The 16,463-nt window shown below is 64.6% G+C and carries 12 protein-coding genes and 4 pseudogenes; 4 read left to right on the forward strand and 12 right to left on the reverse strand.

The window, feature by feature from the left end; all coding sequences use genetic code 11:
- Positions 1-7: 7 nt before the first annotated feature.
- On the reverse strand, positions 8-784 hold the full coding sequence (locus K4A76_RS04000; protein WP_054881926.1) for a TatD family hydrolase: 777 nt from the start codon (positions 782-784) through the stop codon (positions 8-10).
- A gap of 2 nt (positions 785-786) precedes the next feature.
- Positions 787-1,782: a catabolite repressor/activator gene (cra, locus tag K4A76_RS04005; RefSeq protein WP_029886926.1), complete on the reverse strand. Its 996-nt coding sequence runs from the start codon at positions 1,780-1,782 to the stop codon at positions 787-789.
- 388 nt (positions 1,783-2,170) lie between these two features.
- On the opposite strand from cra, the gene ptsP reads away from it, so the two are divergent.
- Genes ptsP through K4A76_RS04020 form a run of 3 tightly spaced genes read left to right on the forward strand, consistent with a single transcriptional unit; the run spans position 2,171 to position 7,707 of the window.
- Positions 2,171-5,023, forward strand: a complete 2,853-nt coding sequence (gene ptsP / locus K4A76_RS04010; RefSeq protein ID WP_173887612.1) for a phosphoenolpyruvate--protein phosphotransferase — start codon at positions 2,171-2,173, stop codon at positions 5,021-5,023.
- Complete coding sequence (pfkB, locus tag K4A76_RS04015; RefSeq protein WP_274411611.1) at positions 5,024-5,971, forward strand: 1-phosphofructokinase; 948 nt, start codon at positions 5,024-5,026, stop codon at positions 5,969-5,971.
- Positions 5,968-7,707, forward strand: coding sequence for a PTS fructose-like transporter subunit IIB (locus tag K4A76_RS04020; RefSeq protein ID WP_029886928.1), 1,740 nt, complete (start codon positions 5,968-5,970; stop codon positions 7,705-7,707). The genes pfkB and K4A76_RS04020 overlap by 4 nt, the downstream gene beginning before the upstream one ends.
- Positions 7,708-7,805: 98 nt before the next feature.
- Here K4A76_RS04020 and K4A76_RS04025 read toward each other — a convergent pair whose 3' ends face one another.
- Entirely contained in the window at positions 7,806-8,024 is a 219-nt protein-coding gene (locus K4A76_RS04025; RefSeq protein WP_009682711.1) for a DUF3820 family protein, read from the reverse strand.
- Between the two features lie 201 nt (positions 8,025-8,225).
- On the opposite strand from K4A76_RS04025, the gene K4A76_RS04030 reads away from it, so the two are divergent.
- Positions 8,226-8,702 (forward strand): ferritin-like domain-containing protein, encoded by a 477-nt coding sequence (locus K4A76_RS04030; protein ID WP_274411612.1) that lies wholly within the window; start codon positions 8,226-8,228, stop codon positions 8,700-8,702.
- Here K4A76_RS04030 and K4A76_RS04035 read toward each other — a convergent pair.
- From K4A76_RS04035 to K4A76_RS04075, 9 genes and pseudogenes are all read right to left on the reverse strand, one after another.
- On the reverse strand, positions 8,699-10,189 hold the full coding sequence (locus K4A76_RS04035) for a sensor domain-containing diguanylate cyclase (RefSeq protein ID WP_274411613.1): 1,491 nt from the start codon (positions 10,187-10,189) through the stop codon (positions 8,699-8,701). The two genes, K4A76_RS04030 and K4A76_RS04035, sit on opposite strands and share 4 nt — an antisense overlap.
- A 236-nt stretch (positions 10,190-10,425) precedes the next feature.
- Positions 10,426-11,760, reverse strand: coding sequence for an OprD family porin (locus K4A76_RS04040; protein ID WP_274411614.1), 1,335 nt, complete (start codon positions 11,758-11,760; stop codon positions 10,426-10,428).
- A 205-nt stretch (positions 11,761-11,965) separates the two neighbouring features.
- Positions 11,966-12,190, reverse strand: a complete 225-nt coding sequence (locus K4A76_RS04045) for a hypothetical protein (RefSeq protein WP_274411615.1) — start codon at positions 12,188-12,190, stop codon at positions 11,966-11,968.
- 195 nt (positions 12,191-12,385) lie between these two features.
- A pseudogene (locus K4A76_RS04050) lies at positions 12,386-12,829 on the reverse strand (ATP-binding protein); the annotation flags it as partial.
- A 55-nt stretch (positions 12,830-12,884) separates the two neighbouring features.
- Positions 12,885-13,322, reverse strand: a pseudogene (locus tag K4A76_RS04055) (ATP-binding protein); the annotation flags it as partial.
- A 55-nt stretch (positions 13,323-13,377) separates the two neighbouring features.
- Positions 13,378-13,821, reverse strand: a pseudogene (locus tag K4A76_RS04060) (ATP-binding protein); the annotation flags it as partial.
- Between the two features lie 55 nt (positions 13,822-13,876).
- Positions 13,877-14,320: pseudogene (locus tag K4A76_RS04065) on the reverse strand (ATP-binding protein); the annotation flags it as partial.
- Positions 14,321-14,375: 55 nt separating this feature from the next.
- Entirely contained in the window at positions 14,376-15,809 is a 1,434-nt protein-coding gene (locus K4A76_RS04070; RefSeq protein WP_274411616.1) for a heavy metal sensor histidine kinase, read from the reverse strand.
- Positions 15,784-16,458, reverse strand: a complete 675-nt coding sequence (locus tag K4A76_RS04075; RefSeq protein ID WP_274411617.1) for a heavy metal response regulator transcription factor — start codon at positions 16,456-16,458, stop codon at positions 15,784-15,786. Before K4A76_RS04075 ends, K4A76_RS04070 begins: the two co-directional genes overlap by 26 nt.
- Positions 16,459-16,463 lie beyond the last annotated feature (5 nt).

The following is a 16,463-nucleotide window of genomic DNA, read 5'->3' on the forward strand; positions in this document are numbered from 1 at the left end:
AGCGCGGCTACCAGCCGAACAGCTCACACGCGTTGCGGGTACTCGCTGCAGCCAGCTCGCCGGCCTCGACACCCATCACTTGCGCCAGCGCACCGGCTATCTCGGGCAAATGCTCCGGGCTGTTCCTTACCCCTGGGAACATGGCCGGGGCCATGTCTGGCGCATCGGTCTCCAGCACCACGCTGTCCAGCGGCAGGCGCGCCAGGGTCTTGCGCAGCCGCAATGCCTGCGGCCAGGTCGCTGCACCGCCCAGCCCCAGCCGAAAGCCCAGCTTGATGTACTCGCGGGCCTCTTCATAACTGCCGGCAAAGGCATGCACCACCCCCGCCCGTGCCGGTTTGTAGCGCTTGAGCGTGGCAATTACCTGGGCATGGCTGCGGCGCACGTGCAACAGCGCCGGCAGCTGGAAATCACACGCCATCTGCAGTTGTGCTTCGAACAACGCCTGTTGGCGGGCCTTGTCCAGGTGTTCGAGGTAATAGTCCAGGCCAAATTCCCCCACTGCACACAGCCGTGGGTCACCGCGCAGGCGCTCCAGCCACTCGCGCAATTGCTGCAGGTGCTCGGGCCGATGCTGCTCCAGGTAGACCGGGTGCAGGCCCAGCGCGGCGTACAGGCCTGGTTCGGCGCCGGCCAGCGCCCACACCCGCTGGAAGTTCGCCTGGTACACCCCGAGCACGACCATTCGCTCCACCCCGCGCGCCGCTGCGTTGGCCAGCAGGCGCGCGCGGTCGGCGTCGAAGTCGGGGAAGTCCAAGTGGGTGTGGGTGTCGATCAGGCGCATGTTCAGCCTGCGGCGATGCGTTGTTTGAACGTACGGCCTATGGCATGCACGCCAGGTTCGTAGCGCTTTTCCTCGATGGCGGCCAGCGCCAGTTCCAGCGCAGTGGCGGCGATCAGGCCGTGCTGCTGGGCCATGGCATTGACCGGCAGTGGCAGGAAGTCCAGCAACTGGTTGTCGCCAAACGTGCCCAACTGCAACTGCCGGGAGCCGGCGGGGCGCGCCTGCAGTGTGTCGAATACCCCTTGCAGCAGCACATACGAGGTGGTCACCAGGGCATCGGGCAGGCCCCCCAGGTCGTCGATCAGTTGTTGCATCAGGCGCTGGCCGCATGCCCGGCTGAAGGCTTCGCCCTGGTAGCGGCGCACGTCACCGGCATAGCCTTGCAGCGCTTCATCGAAACCACCGGCACGGGCCTGGCTGACCGACAGTTCCGGGCGGGCGCCGAGCAAGGCAATGCTGCGTGGCGCGGCGCGCAGCAGGCTGGCGGCCAGCTGGCGGCTGGCGTCGCGGTCGTCGCTGATCACCGAACAGAAATGCGCAGGGTTCAGGCGGCGGTCGATGGCGATCACCGGCAGACCTTTGTTCTGCAGTTCGCGGTAGCTGTCATCTTCGGCTGGCAGGCAACTGGCAACGAACAGCGCATCGCAACGACGGGCACGGAACAGTTGCTGCAACTGGCGCTCGCTTTCGGGTTGGTCATCGCTGCTGGCGATCAGCAACTGGTAGCCGCGGGCGCGGGCGCCCTGTTCCAGTTGCTTGGCAATGCGCGCGTAGCTGGGGTTCTCCAGATCCGGGAGAATGAACCCCAGGGTACGGGTATGCCGGCTGCGCAGGCCAGCAGCCTGTGGGTTGGGGGTGAAGCCGTGGGCCTCGACCACCGCGCGCACCCTGTCGACCGTGCTGCTGCTGATGCGTTGCTGTTCAGCCTTGCCATTGATGACGTAGCTGGCGGTGGTCACGGACACACCGGCCAGACGGGCGATATCGCTGAGTTTCACCGAATTTTCCTTGTTGTTACCGGGGCTGGCGGGCAGGCCGGGCCGGCTAGTTTGACCGCCTACCGGCCATCCGCGCAGACGACTATTGTCGCAATTGTCCGACAAGATGGGGCTTTTTCCTTGGCAGATTATCGAGTAACGTGGCCGCCTGGTCAGATTAAACGTTTCAGCTGCCGATTTTCTGCCTCGGCCGAGAAAGCTGCAAGCGTTAGGCTGGCAGCCCCAAGCTGCAAATTTCAACTTGCAAGCTATAAGAAAAAGCGTGTCGGTGCACTGTCCGCTTTCGCTTGCAACGCGCAGCTCGAGGCCTGCAGCCCGCCGCTGGCCGTTACGTGAATTCCACAACAATACTCCAGTACCCCAACGGGAACTGCATAAGGAGAAGGTCATGCTCGAGCTCGCCAAGGAGCAGATAGCCATGGGTCAGACGGCAGCCGACAAGGCTGAGGCCTTGCGCCTGCTGGCCGACCGGCTGGTTACCGATGGCCTGGTTGCCGACGGGTACTTGCAAGGGCTGCAAGCCCGTGAGGCGCAAGGCTCTACCTTCCTTGGCCAGGGCATCGCCATTCCCCATGGTACGCCGCAAACCCGTGACCTGGTGTATGCCACCGGCGTACGCCTGTTGCAGTTCCCTGAAGGGGTGGACTGGGGTGATGGGCAGATGGTCTACCTGGCCATCGGCATCGCTGCGCGTTCCGATGAACACCTGCGCCTGCTGCAACTGCTGACCCGTGCGCTGGGCGAAACCGACCTGGCCGAAGCGCTGCGCCGGGCCAGCTCCGCCGAGGCGTTGCTCAAGCTGCTGCAAGGCGCGCCGCAAGCGCTGGCCCTGGATGCGCAACTGGTCGGCCTGAACCTGCCAGCCGAAGACTTCGACGAACTGGCCTGGCGTGGGGCCCGGCTGTTGCAGCGTGCCGACTGCGTCGACAGCGGTTTTGCCGCCGTGCTGCAGCAGGCCGAGCCGCTGCCGCTGGGCGAAGGCCTGTGGTGGCTGCACAGCGAGCGCCAGGTGCGCCAGCCAGGCCTGGCCTTCGTCACCCCGCAACAGCCGCTGCGCTACCGTGACCAGCCGCTTAATGGGCTGTTTTGCCTGGCCAGCCTCGGCGCGGCCCACCAGGCCTTGCTGGAGCGGCTGTGCGAAGTGCTGATCGAAGGCCGCGGGCAGACGCTCTACCAGGCCACCAGTAGCCGTGCGGTGCTGGAGGTTCTGGGAGGCGAGGCGCCGCCAGACTGGCCCTGCGCCCGCGTGGTGCTGGCCAACCCGCATGGGCTGCATGCCCGCCCGGCAAAAGTGCTGGCGCAACTGGCCAAAGGCTTTGAAGGGGACATCCGCGTGCGCCTGGCCGACAGCGCCCAGCCAGCGGTGTCGGTGAAGAGCCTGAGCAAGCTGCTCAGCCTGGGCGCCCGCCGTGGTCAGGTGCTGGAATTGCTGGCCGAACCCGCGGTTGCCGCCGATGCCTTGCCAGCGCTGCTGGCCGCCATCGAGCAGGGCCTGGGCGAGGAAGTCGAGCCGCTGCCACAGGGCACCAGCGCTGAACCGGAGGCCGCGCCCGAGGAGGTACAAGCGCCACCGGCCGGGAGCCGCATTCAAGGCGTGGGCGCCGCCCCAGGCATCGCCAGCGGCCCCGCGCACGTGTGTGTCGAGCGCGAGTTCGACTACCCCCTGCGTGGCGAGTCGTGCACGCAGGAGCGGCAGAAGCTGCGCGACGCCCTGGCGGTCGTGAGCAGTGAACTGCAGGCGCTGGTGCAGCGCAGCGACAAAGCCATTGGCGAGATTTTCGTCACCCACCAGGAGATGCTTGCCGACCCCGCCCTGACCGACGATGTCGAACAGCGCCTGGCCCAAGGCGAGAGCGCCGCCGCCGCGTGGATGGCGGTCATCGAGGCCGCGGCCCGCCAGCAGGAGGCCTTGCATGATGCCTTGCTGGCCGAGCGCGCCGCCGACCTGCGTGACGTGGGCCGTCGCGTGCTGGCGCAGTTGTGTGGGGTGCAGGCGCAAGTGGAACCCGAGCAGCCCTACGTGCTGGTCATGACCGAAGTGGGCCCATCCGATGTCGCCCGGCTGGACCCGAGCCGGGTGGCCGGTATCGTCACCGCCCAGGGCGGCGCGACCGCGCACAGCGCCATCGTCGCCCGGGCCCTGGGTATCCCCGCGGTGGTTGGCGCAGGGGCCGCGATACTGCTGCTGCAAAGCGGTACACCGCTGCTGCTCGATGGACAGCGCGGTACGGTCAGCGTGGCGCCGCCGGCCGATGAACTGCAACGCGCGCTGGCCGAGCGCGACCAGCGCGAGCAGCGTTTGCAGGCTGCCTGGGCCAGCCGTTTCGAGCCCGCGGTTACCCGTGATGGGCATGCAGTCGAGGTGTTTGCCAACATCGGCGAAAGCACTGGCATCGCCAAGGTGGTGGACCAAGGTGCCGAGGGCGTGGGCCTGCTGCGCACCGAGCTGATTTTCATGGCGCACCCTCAAGCGCCGGATGTGGCCACCCAGGAGGCCGAGTACCGCCGTGTGCTCGATGGCCTGGACGGGCGGCCGCTGGTAGTGCGTACCCTGGATGTCGGCGGTGACAAACCGTTGCCGTACTGGCCGATTGCCGCCGAAGAAAACCCGTTCCTTGGCGTGCGCGGTGTGCGCTTGACCCTGCAGCGCCCGCACGTCATGGAAGACCAGTTGCGCGCGTTGCTGCGGGCGGCCGACCAGCGGCCGCTGCGTATCATGTTCCCCATGGTCGGCCAGGTGCACGAATGGCGTGAGGCGCGGGCCATGGTCGAGCGTTTGCGTGCCGAAATCCCGGTCGCCGACCTGCAACTGGGCATCATGGTCGAGGTCCCCTCGGCAGCCCTGCTGGCGCCACAGCTGGCCCGCGAAGTGGACTTTTTCAGCATCGGCACCAACGACCTGACGCAGTACACCCTGGCCATCGACCGTGGCCACCCGAGCCTCTCGGCCCAGGCCGACGGCCTGCACCCGGCGGTGCTCAGCCTGATCGACATGACGGTGCGTGCCGCCCATGCCCATGGCAAATGGGTAGGTGTGTGCGGTGAGCTGGCGGCCGACCCGCAAGCGGTCGCCGTGTTGCTGGGCCTGGACGTGGATGAACTCAGCGTCGCCGCGCGCAGCATTGCCGAAGTCAAGGCCCTGGTCCGCCAGGCCGATCACCAAACGGCCCGCGCCCTGGCGCGCGAGGCCCTGCAACAGGACAGCGCGGCAGCGGTACGCGCGCTGGTGGAGCGTTACTGAATGGCCAAGATCCTCACCCTTACCCTGAACCCGGCGCTGGATATCACCATCGGCCTGGGCACCTTGCGCCCAGGGCAAGTCAACCGCAGCCAGGCGCAGCACAGCCACGCCGCCGGCAAGGGGCTGAATGTCGCCCAGGTGCTGGCCGACCTGGGGCACAGCGTAACCGTGGGCGGCTTCCTCGGGGGTGACAACCTGCAACCGTTCGAGGCGCTGATCGAAACCCGCGGCTTCGCCGACTGCTTTGTCCGCGTGGCGGGTGAAACCCGCAGCAACATAAAGCTGGTCGAAGCCGATGGCCGCGTGACCGACATCAACGGCCAAGGCCCGCAGGTGGACCAGGCGGCGCGCGATGCCTTGCTCAGCCGCCTGGCCCACGTCGCGCCAGGCCACGATGCGGTGGTGGTGGCCGGCAGCCTGCCGCGTGGGGTCAGCGCCGAGTGGTTCCAACAATTGCTCGAACAGCTCAGGGCCCAAGGCCTCAAGGTGGCCCTGGACAGCAGCGGTGAAGCTTTGCGGGCCGGTTTGCAAAGCGCGCCGTGGCTGGTCAAGCCCAACACCGAAGAGCTGGGCGAAGTGCTCGGCGAGGCTGTGGTTACCCAGGCGCAGCAAGGCGCCGCTGCCGAGCGCCTGTTGGCCAGCGGCATCGAACACGTGGTGGTATCGGCGGGTGAGCAGGGTGTCAGCTGGTACATGCGCGACCGCGTGCTGCACGCAGTCCCGCCCACGGTGCGGGTCGCCAGCACGGTGGGGGCAGGGGATTCCCTGGTCGCCGGCATGGTGCATGGCCTGCTGCAGGGCGAAGCGCCCGCGCAGACCTTGTCCCGGGCCACCGCCATCGCCGCCCAGGCCGTCACCCAGGTTGGCTTCGGCATCTGCGACCGTGAGCAACTGGCTCGGCTGCAGGCGGCCGTGCAACTGACAGAACAACAAGAGGGTTGCCGATGAACATTGCCATTGTCACCGCCTGCCCTAATGGCCAGGTGTCGAGTTTGCTGAGTGCCCGCTTGCTGTCTGCCGCAGCCCAGCGGCGCGGTTGGAGCACCAGTGTCGAGGTGCAGGATGCCGAACACCCCGAGCGGCAACTGAGCGCGACGCAAATCGCCGAGGCCGACTGGGTGCTGGTGGTCAGCACCGGCCCGGTTGACCTGTCCCGCTTCGTCGGCAAGCGCCTGTTCCAGAGCACGCCGTCGCAGGCCCTGGCTGACCGCGAAGGTTTCCTCGATGAGGCGGCGGCCAACGCCCGCTTGCTGACGGATGTGCCAGGCAAGCCGGCGCTGGAAGAGCGTTCTGCCGGCGTTAAGATTGTGGCAGTCACAGCCTGCCCGACCGGTGTGGCCCACACCTTCATGGCCGCCGAGGCGTTGCAGCAGGCCGCGCAACAAGTGGGCTACCAGCTCACCGTGGAAACCCAGGGCTCGGTCGGCGCACGCAACCCGTTGTCTGCCGAAGCCATCGCCCAGGCCGATGTGGTGCTGCTGGCCGCCGACATCGAGGTGCCCACCGCCCGCTTTGCCGGCAAACGTATTTACCGCTGTGGTACCGGAATCGCCCTCAAGCAGGCGCGGGCCACGCTGGACAAGGCCTTGGCCGAAGGCAAGGTGGAAAACAGCGCCGATGCCGCGGCGGCCGCGCCCGCCAAGGGTGAAAAGACCGGGGTGTACAAGCACCTGCTGACTGGCGTGTCGTTCATGCTGCCGATGGTGGTGGCGGGCGGCCTGCTGATCGCGCTGTCATTCGTGTTCGGCATCGAGGCCTACAAGGAGCCCGGCACCTTGCCGGCTGCGCTGATGCAGATTGGTGGCGAAGCGGCCTTCAAACTGATGGTGCCACTGCTGGCGGGCTATATTGCCTGGTCTATCGCCGACCGCCCCGGGTTGGCGCCGGGCATGATCGGTGGCCTGCTGGCGAGCACCCTGGGTGCCGGCTTCATTGGCGGCATCGTGGCCGGTTTCCTGGCGGGCTACAGCGCCAAGGCCATCGCCCGCTGGGCTCGTTTGCCCAGCAGCCTGGAGGCGCTCAAGCCGATCCTGATCATCCCGTTGCTGGCGAGCCTGTTCACCGGCCTGGTGATGATCTACGTGGTCGGCCAGCCGGTTGCAGCCATGCTGGAAGGCCTTACCCGCTTCCTGGACAGCATGGGCACCACCAACGCCATTCTGCTGGGGCTTTTGCTGGGCGGCATGATGTGTGTCGACCTTGGCGGGCCGATCAACAAGGCCGCCTATGCGTTCTCGGTGGGGCTGCTGGCCTCGTCGAGCTACGCCCCCATGGCCGCTACCATGGCGGCGGGCATGGTGCCGCCCATCGGCCTGGGTATCGCCACCTTCATCGCCCGGCGCAAGTTCGCGCAAAGCGAGCGCGAGGCCGGTAAGGCGGCCCTGGCGTTGGGGCTGTGCTTCATCTCGGAAGGGGCGATCCCGTTTGCTGCCAAAGACCCGCTGCGGGTTATTCCGGCCAGTGTCGCCGGTGGTGCTTTGACCGGGGCATTGTCGATGTACTTCGGCTGCAAGCTGATGGCCCCGCATGGCGGCTTGTTCGTGCTGCTGATCCCTAATGCGATCAACCACGCGCTGCTGTACCTGTTGGCGATCGTCGCGGGCAGTTTGCTCACGGCGGTGGTCTATGCCGTGATCAAGAAGAGTGAGCGGGTGGAGCTGGCTGTGGCGCCCGTTAAAGGCTAGCGGTTTGTATAGGCAGTACTGGCCTCTTCGCGGGTAAACCCGCTCCTACAGGCATTTCGCAGTCTTGCAGATTGCGCGGGCCACCTGAGGGAGCGGGTTCACCCGTGCTTCTGCCGCAATGGCTTTAGCAGATCACCCAGGCCGTTATGGTCGATCTCATGCATCAACGCCAGCAACCCCCCCAGTTCCCCCGTAGGGAAACCCTTGCGTGCGAACCAGGCCAGGTAGTCTCCCGGCAGGTCGGCAATGCATCGCCCCTGGTATTTGCCGAAGGGCATCGTGCGGGTCACCAACAGTTCCAGGGTTTCGGGTTTCATCAGAAGAGACCGGGTTGTGGCGAAGCGCTGACCATACTGCAATCTGCACGAGCGCCCAAGCGGTAATCATGCAGAACACCGGTATCCGGCTTTTTTGCGTCTGATGTAAGTCATTGATATTAAAAGATATTCAAGATAGTTCCAGGTTGGCATGAACACTGCTCCTATCCAGATGACTATCACCTGCCAAGGAGCTTTACCATGAGCAACCCGAACAAAGACGTGATCGATGTACTGAACGACCTGATCGAGTACAGCAAGGACGGCGAGAAAGGTTTTCGTGAGTCGGCCGATGATGTCAAGAACTCAGAGCTGAAAGCGTTCTTCGTACAGCGTGCTGGAGAATGTGCCAATGCGGCTGCTGAGCTGCAGAGCGAGGTTCGCCGCCTGGGTGGCGATCCGGAAACCTCCACCAGCATCAGCGGCGACCTGCATCGCGGCTGGGTCAGCTTGAAATCGATGGTTACCGGTAAAGACGAAGAGTCCGTGCTCAATGAGGTCGAGCGTGGCGAGGACCATGCGCTCAAGGCATACAAGGAAGCCCGCGAGAAGCTGGTAAAACTGGGCCGTATTGCTTCCGACAATTCCTATGCCCTGGTGGAAAAACAGTTGCAAGGCGTGCAGCGCAACCACGACCAGGTGAAGGCACTGCGCAACGCTGCCCGCGCTCGCTCTTAAGCCTCTGGCCCCTCTACCCGGTTACGGCCTTTGGCCTTGGCCCGGTAGAGGGCCTCGTCCGCAGCACCCAGCAACCTGGCCAGGTCGTACTGGGTGCCGGACAAACCGATGCCGATGCTGACCGTGACCCCACGGGCATCATCGGCAAACGGTGCCAGCCCCTCTACGCTCAGGCGGATGCGTTCAGCCATCAGGTGAGCACCTGCCAGGTCGGTCTCCGGCAGTACTACCTGAAATTCCTCCCCACCATAGCGCGCAGCCAGGTCTGCAGGGCGCCTCAGGCATGCCTCGATTGCCTTGGCCACCTCGCGCAGGGCATGGTCGCCACCGGCATGACCATGGCGCTGGTTGAATGCCTTGAAATGGTCGATATCCACCATCAGCAACGCCAACGGCGTGTGATTGCGCTGCGCCCGCGCCCACTCCTGCCGCAATACCTGGTCCAGCCGCCGGCGGTTTGCCAGGCCGGTGAGGCTGTCGGTGGCTGCCAGTGTCGCCAAGCCCTGTTCGGCTTCGTGGCGGCGGCGCAATTCCCGGCCCAGCAGCAAGGTGAGCCAGAGGATGCCGATGCACAATACGCCCGTGGCGACACTGACCACCGTGGCGGTACGGCGCCACGACTGGAACACCTCGTCAGCTGAATGCTGCACCAGCACGATCAGCGGTAACTGCGCTACCCGGGCGAAGGTGAACATGCGTGGCTGGCCGTTACTGGTCGCGGGGGCGGTGAAACTCCCGTGCTGCTCGCGGAGAATGCGTTTGAAATTCGGCCGAGTGGCAAAATTGGTACCGATCCCAAGCGTTTCCGGGCGCGAGGTTTGCCGGGCGAGCAATTGCCCATCCGTGTTCAGCAGGCTGATGCTGCTGTCGTCGCCGATGTCCAGGCGCCGGAACAGGTCGTTGAAGTACGACAGGCGCAGCGCCCCGGCGGCGACCCCGGCAAACTCGCCTTGCGGCCCGGAAATACGCCGGCTGAAGCTGATGCACCAGTCCAGGTCACCCAGTTTGGCCTTGAATGGCGGGCCCACCAGCAGCCCCAGGTGAGCATTGTGCTGGTGCGCCCTGAAGACCCCGGTATCGCCAAAGTTGGCCTGGCGCGGCACGCTGCTGGTGGAGTCACCGACCACGTTGCCTTGCTTGTCCAGCCAAAGCACGTCACCGCGTTGGCGGTCGACGAACGCCTCGTTGAACAGCAGACGCTGGCGCAACGGGCCGGGAATTTCCGGAAGCTCCTTGCGCCCAACGGCCCAGATCAACCCTTTGAGCGATTGGTCGTAGAGCTCGGCATTGCGCAGGATGTCGCTTTCGATCAGTTGCACGATGTTGTTGGCTGAACGCACGGCCGACTGCTCGACGCTGTCCCGCTCGCGGGCCAGCAGGTAGCTGACGATCGTCACGATAGCGAGCACGGCGAGGCAACTGCCCAAATTGAGGATCAGCTCGGGGTGCGACCTGTAAAATGCTCGAGGCGGGGATTGGGTGGGCATGGTCGCTACTGCAGGGGCAGGGCCATTCGCGGCGGCGGTATTCTAGGGAAGCATGGATTGTCGGACAAGATTTGTCCGACGGAATCACGCTGTACTGCATGTTGGATTTACGCTTAACCCTGTGGGAGCGGGCGTGCCCGCGAAGCAAGTGTTGCGGTGTATGGCACCGGCTTCACCGGTGTTCGCGGGCATGCCCGCTCCCACAGGCGTTCAGGTGTGCTGCCTGCAAACGAGGGTCAGAACACGTTCACTGGGTAATCGACGATCACCCGCAGTTCATCGTTGTCGCTGTTGCTGTCGATCGAGGCATAGCCCTGGCTGCCACGGTGGGTGGCATAGCGCACCAGCACCGACAGGTCCTTCAAGTCACCCTCCTGGAACACGTACTTCAAGTCCAGGTCGCGTTCCCAATGCATGGCGTTCTTGCCATCGGCACGGTAGTAGTCGTAATGGGTGGTGTCCTGGGTGGCCTTGGTCAGGTCCGCTTCGCCGCGCGAATAGGACAGCGAGGTGGTCAGGCCAGGCACGCCGACACCTGCGAAGTCATAGTTGTACTGCAGCTTCCACGACCGCTCGTTGGGGGCGTTGAAGTCCGAGTACATGCGCGAGTTGTCCAGGTACACGCTGTCGCCCAGGTTGATGTAGTCGAACGGGGTGTTGCCATTGACCCGCTGGTAGGCGGCGGTGACGCTGTGGTACCCGGCGTTGACGGTGAAGTGCACGCTGTAGGTGTTGTTGTCGATCTTGCCCAGCAGGGCCTGGCCGTTGTCCTGGGTGTGATAGAAGTGCACACCGGGGTTCAGGCTGACCAGATCGCTGACCACGTAGGTGTAGTCGAAATCAGCGTAGTACTGGTTCCAGATGTCCTTCAGTTCGGCGGCGTACAGGTTGGCGGTGATGTTCGGCATACCGCTCCAGGAGGCACCAGCCCAGTTCAGGTGCTTGCTCTTGTCGTGTTCGTCGAGCGAGCCGTAGTAGGTGTCGATGCGGCGATGGCCACTCTGGTTGTACGGGTGGGTGAAGCTCACCTGGCCGCCTTCGAGCAGCAAACCGTCGACGCTGGTGTTGGTCAGGCTCACACCGCGGAAGGTTTGCGGCAGCATGCGGGTTTCGCCGCCGGCAATCACCGGGTTGGTTAGGAACAGGTCACCGGCCTTCAGTTCGGTGTCGAAGGCTTTGAGCTTGACTGCAGCGCCAGCGGTGGAAAACGAATGCGGCGCAGCACCCAGTTCGCCGTCGTCCTTGATGTGCGCTGGCAGGATGCTGGTGCCGGCATGGCCGCCGCCACCGTCGAGCTTCAGGCCCAGCATGGCATGGGCGTCCAGGCCAAAACCGACCGTGCCTGGGGTGTAGCCCGACTCGAACCGCGCTACTGCGCCCTGGCCCCACTCGCGGGTATCGCGCACGCCGGCGTTGTGGTTGTCGCGGTTGAAGTAGGCATTGCGCAAATGCAGATTGAAGGACGACCCTTCGATGAAGCCATCAGCCTTGTCTTCATCTGCCTGGGCGGCGCAAGGGATCGTTGCAGTCAATGCAATGAAAAACGGGGTGAAACGAAACGCGGAAGGCACCGGTAGAAGCTCCTTTGGTCTGACGGTGGGGCAGTTTTTATTTTGAATGTGCGTCTTTCTTATGGGTAAACGTTACAGCCGGGCTGAGAGTTACGGGCACATAAAAAAAGCCGCTGATGAGCAGCGGCTTTAAAAGGCTAACATATCGGCACAGGCTGTGCCCATGGCGTAGCCAAGGGAAAGTGGAAGCAACAACAGCGCCTGATCAGCTGTCGGCTTTGGCATCGACAGAGGCCTTGGAAGCTGTCTGTTCAGCATCTTTCATCACGTCGGCCTTATGTGCGGCAACGCTTTCGCGGGCCTCCTGGTGCGCGGCGGCGAGTTCGCTGTTACGGTTGACGAACGCCGGCGATTCTTCGGCCATGGCCAGGGGCGACAACAACAGGGACGACAGGACGAAAACGCTGGCAATACCCATACTGTTGGACATTTGAAACTACCTTCTTGCTGTGCAAGTGCTAATGAGGACGGGCTAAAGTTAGTCCTTTCATTGCACTTGATACAGAGCGAAGTGCGATAAGCACTGTTGCGCAAAAGGTAACGATGTACGCAAAAAGCGATAGGGCTTTCGTCTGCAAGCCGCAGGCTAGACGCGGCCTTTGCAGCCCCGACAATTGCCGCCCGGTCATTGAACCAGGGGCTGCTTCGCACCCCATCGCGACACAAGGCCGCTCCTACAGGTCGGGAGCTGGATACCGAATGTATTCGCCCCGGCTTCACTGCGCACGAACACGTCCCCGCCATGCATCAGCGCAATCGCCTTGACGATGGCCAGGCCCAAGCCATGGTTACCGCCCCCGCTGTTGCTGCGCGCCGCATCCACCCGGTAGAAACGCTCGAACAGCAGCGGCAGGTGCTCGTCGGCAATCGCCGGCCCCGGGTTGCTCACGGCAATGCTGACCTGCTGCGGCCCGGGGACGATCCTTACCTGGATCGCCTGGTGCGGCGCCGTATGCTGCACGGCATTGTTCAGCAGGTTGATCAACGCCCGGCGCAATTGGGCTTTTTCGATGGGAACCTGGGCATCGCCACTGACGCTGACGCTGACCTGCGCGTCTTCGAGAATGTAGGAGCGGCCTTGTGTCGCGATGGGCTGCATGGCAGCCCCGGCAATTGCCGCCCTGTCACTGAGCCAAGGGCTGCTTCGCACCCCATCGCGACGCAAGGCCGCTCCTACAGGTCGGGAGCCGGATACCGAATGTATTCGCCCCGGCTTCACTGCGTACGAAGACGTCCCCGCCATGCATCAGCGCAATCGCCTTGACGATGGCCAGGCCCAAGCCATGGTTCCCGCCCCCGCTGTTGCTGCGCGCCGCATCCACCCGGTAGAAACGCTCGAACAGCAGCGGCAGGTGCTCGTCGGCAATCGCCGGCCCCGGGTTGCTCACGGCAATGCTGACCTGCTGCGGCCCGGGGACGATCCTTACCTGGATCACCTGATGCGGCGCCGTATGCTGCACGGCATTGTTCAGCAGGTTGATCAACGCCCGGCGCAATTGGGCTTTTTCGATGGGAACCTGAGCATCGCCACTGACGCTGACCTGCGCGTCTTCGAGAATGTAGGAGCGGCCTTGTGTCGCGATGGGCTGCATGGCAGCCCCGGCAATTGCCGCCCTGTCACTGAGCCAGGGGCTGCTTCGCACCCCATCGCGACGCAAGGCCGCTCCTACAGGTCGGGAGCTGGATACCGAATGTATTCGCCCCGGCTTCACTGCGCACGAACACGTCCCCGCCATGCATCAGCGCAATCGCCTTGACGATGGCCAGGCCCAAGCCATGGTTACCGCCCCCGCTGTTGCTGCGCGCCGCATCCACCCGGTAGAAACGCTCGAACAGCAGCGGCAGGTGCTCGTCGGCAATCGCCGGCCCCGGGTTGCTCACGGCAATGCTGACCTGCTGCGGCCCGGGGACGATCCTTACCTGGATCGCCTGGTGCGGCGCCGTATGCTGCACGGCATTGTTCAGCAGGTTGATCAACGCCCGGCGCAATTGGGCTTTTTCGATGGGAACCTGGGCATCGCCACTGACGCTGACGCTGACCTGCGCGTCTTCGAGAATGTAGGAGCGGCCTTGTGTCGCGATGGGCTGCATGGCAGCCCCGGCAATTGCCGCCCTGTCACTGAGCCAGGGGCTGCTTCGCACCCCATCGCGACGCAAGGCCGCTCCTACAGGTCGGGAGCCGGATACCGAATGTATTCGCCCCGGCTTCACTGCGTACGAAGACGTCCCCGCCATGCATCAGCGCAATTGCCTTGACGATGGCCAGGCCCAAGCCATGGTTACCGCCCCCGCTGTTGCTGCGCGCCGCATCCACCCGGTAGAAACGCTCGAACAGCAGCGGCAGGTGCTCGTCGGCAATCGCCGGCCCCGGGTTGCTCACGGCAATGCTGACCTGCTGCGGCCCGGGGACGATCCTTACCTGGATCGCCTGGTGCGGCGCCGTATGCTGCACGGCATTGTTCAGCAGGTTGATCAACGCCCGGCGCAATTGGGCTTTTTCGATGGGAACCTGGGCATCGCCACTGACGCTGACGCTGACCTGCGCGTCTTCGAGAATGTAGGAGCGGCCTTGTGTCGCGATGGGCTGCATGGCAGCCCCGGCAATTGCCGCCCTGTCACTGAGCCAGGGGCTGCTTCGCACCCCATCGCGACGCAAGGCCGCTCCTACAGGTCGGGAGCTGGATACCGAATGTATTCGCCCCGGCTTCACTGCGCACGAACACGTCCCCGCCATGCATCAGCGCAATCGCCTTGACGATGGCCAGGCCCAAGCCATGGTTACCGCCCCCGCTGTTGCTGCGCGCCGCATCCACCCGGTAGAAACGCTCGAACAGCAGCGGCAGGTGCTCGTCGGCAATCGCCGGCCCCGGGTTGCTCACGGCAATGCTGACCTGCTGCGGCCCGGGGACGATCCTTACCTGGATCACCTGGTGCGGCGCCGTATGCTGCACGGCATTGTTCAGCAGGTTGATCAACGCCCGGCGCAATTGGGCTTTTTCGATGGGAACCTGGGCATCGCCACTGACGCTGACGCTGACCTGCGCGTCTTCGAGAATGTAGTCAAGGTAGTCGAGGGTGGTCGCCACCTCTTCGGCCAGCGATGCCTGGGTCAGGGCAGTGGCTTTGCTGCCCTGGTCGGCACTCGCCAGGAACAGCATGTCGTTGATGATGCTGCGCAGGCGCTCCAGCTCTTCCAGGTTCGATTGCAGCACTTCGAAGTAGTGCTCGGCGCTGCGCCCGCGGGTCAGCGCCACCTGGGTCTGGCCGATCAGGTTGGTCAGCGGCGAACGCAGCTCGTGGGCAACGTCGGCATTGAACGCCTCCAGCCGTGAGTAGGCCTGGCTGACCCGGTCGAGCGCGGCGTTGAAGGCACTGGCGAACTGCGCCAGCTCAGGGGCCAGGGCCTGGGTTTGCAGGCGCCCGTCCAGGCGTGGCGGGGCCAGTGCCTGGGCCTCCCTGGAAAGCGCCAGCAAAGGGCGCAAGCCGATGCGCGCGACCCAGTAGCCCAGCACCGAGGCCAGCAGCACGCCAAGCACTGCCAGCCCGATGATCGCCAGCAGCAGGCTGTGCTGGGCCTGCCAGAAGGTTTCGGTGTCGATGCCGATCATGAACCGCAGTGGCGGGCGCTGGCTCAGCGCCGGCAGCTCGCTGACCAGCACTTTGTACGGGTAGGGGTGGTCCGGCAGGCGCAGGTCGCGCATGCCCTGCGCGCCCTCAGCGAACTGGCGCACCAGCGCGCTGGGCTGGCCATATTCATAGGCGGGGTCGCTACCGACCACCCAGAACCGGATGCGCTTGTCTTCCTCGCTCAGCAGGTTCAGCTTGTTGATGATCTTGGCCCAGTGCTCGGGCGTGCCGTAGCGGTTGAGTGTGGATTCGAGCACGCTGAAGCGCGCCTCCAGCTCGGCTTGCGGCAGCAGGTCGAGGCTGCGGTCGACCTGGCGATACAGGGCCGAGCCGATCAGCAGGAACACGGCCAACGCCACCAGGATGAACAACGCCGACAAACGCAGCGCAATCGAGTTACCCCGCACGGTTTTCCAGGACATAACCCATGCCTCGAATGGTGTGCAGCAGTTTCTGGTCGAACGGCCCGTCGAGCTTGGCCCGCAGGCGTTTGATCGCGACCTCGACCACGTTGGCGTCGCTGTCGAAATTGATGTCCCAGACCAGTTCGGCAATTGCCGTCTTCGACAGGATTTCCCCCTGCCGGCGGGCCAGCACGCTGAGCAGCGAGAACTCTTTGGCGGTCAGATCCAGGCGCTGGCCGGCCCGCGTGGCCTTGCGTGCCATCAGGTCGATCCACAGGTCGGCCACCTGAACCTGCAGGGGCTCATGGCTGCTGCGGCGGCGGGTCAGTGCCTGCAGCCGGGCCACCAGTTCCAGAAACGAAAATGGCTTGCCCAAGTAGTCATCGGCGCCTTCGCGCAGGCCACGGATACGGTCTTCGACCCGCTCACGGGCGGTCAGCATGATCACCGGGGTCTGCTTGCGCGCACGCAGGGCGCGGAGCACGCCGTAGCCGTCCAGCCCGGGCAGCATCACATCCAGCACAATGACGGCATAGTCGCCCTCCAGGGCCAGGTGCAGGCCATCGATGCCATCGCGCGCCAGGTCCACACTGAAGCCTTGCTCGGTGAGGCCGCGATGCAGGTAGTCGGCGGTTTTTTCTTCGTCTTCGATGATCAGCACACGCATGGTCT

It is taken from the genome of Pseudomonas sp. NEEL19, assembly GCF_028751975.1.
GTDB classification, from domain to species: Bacteria; Pseudomonadota; Gammaproteobacteria; order Pseudomonadales; family Pseudomonadaceae; genus Aquipseudomonas; species Aquipseudomonas juntendi.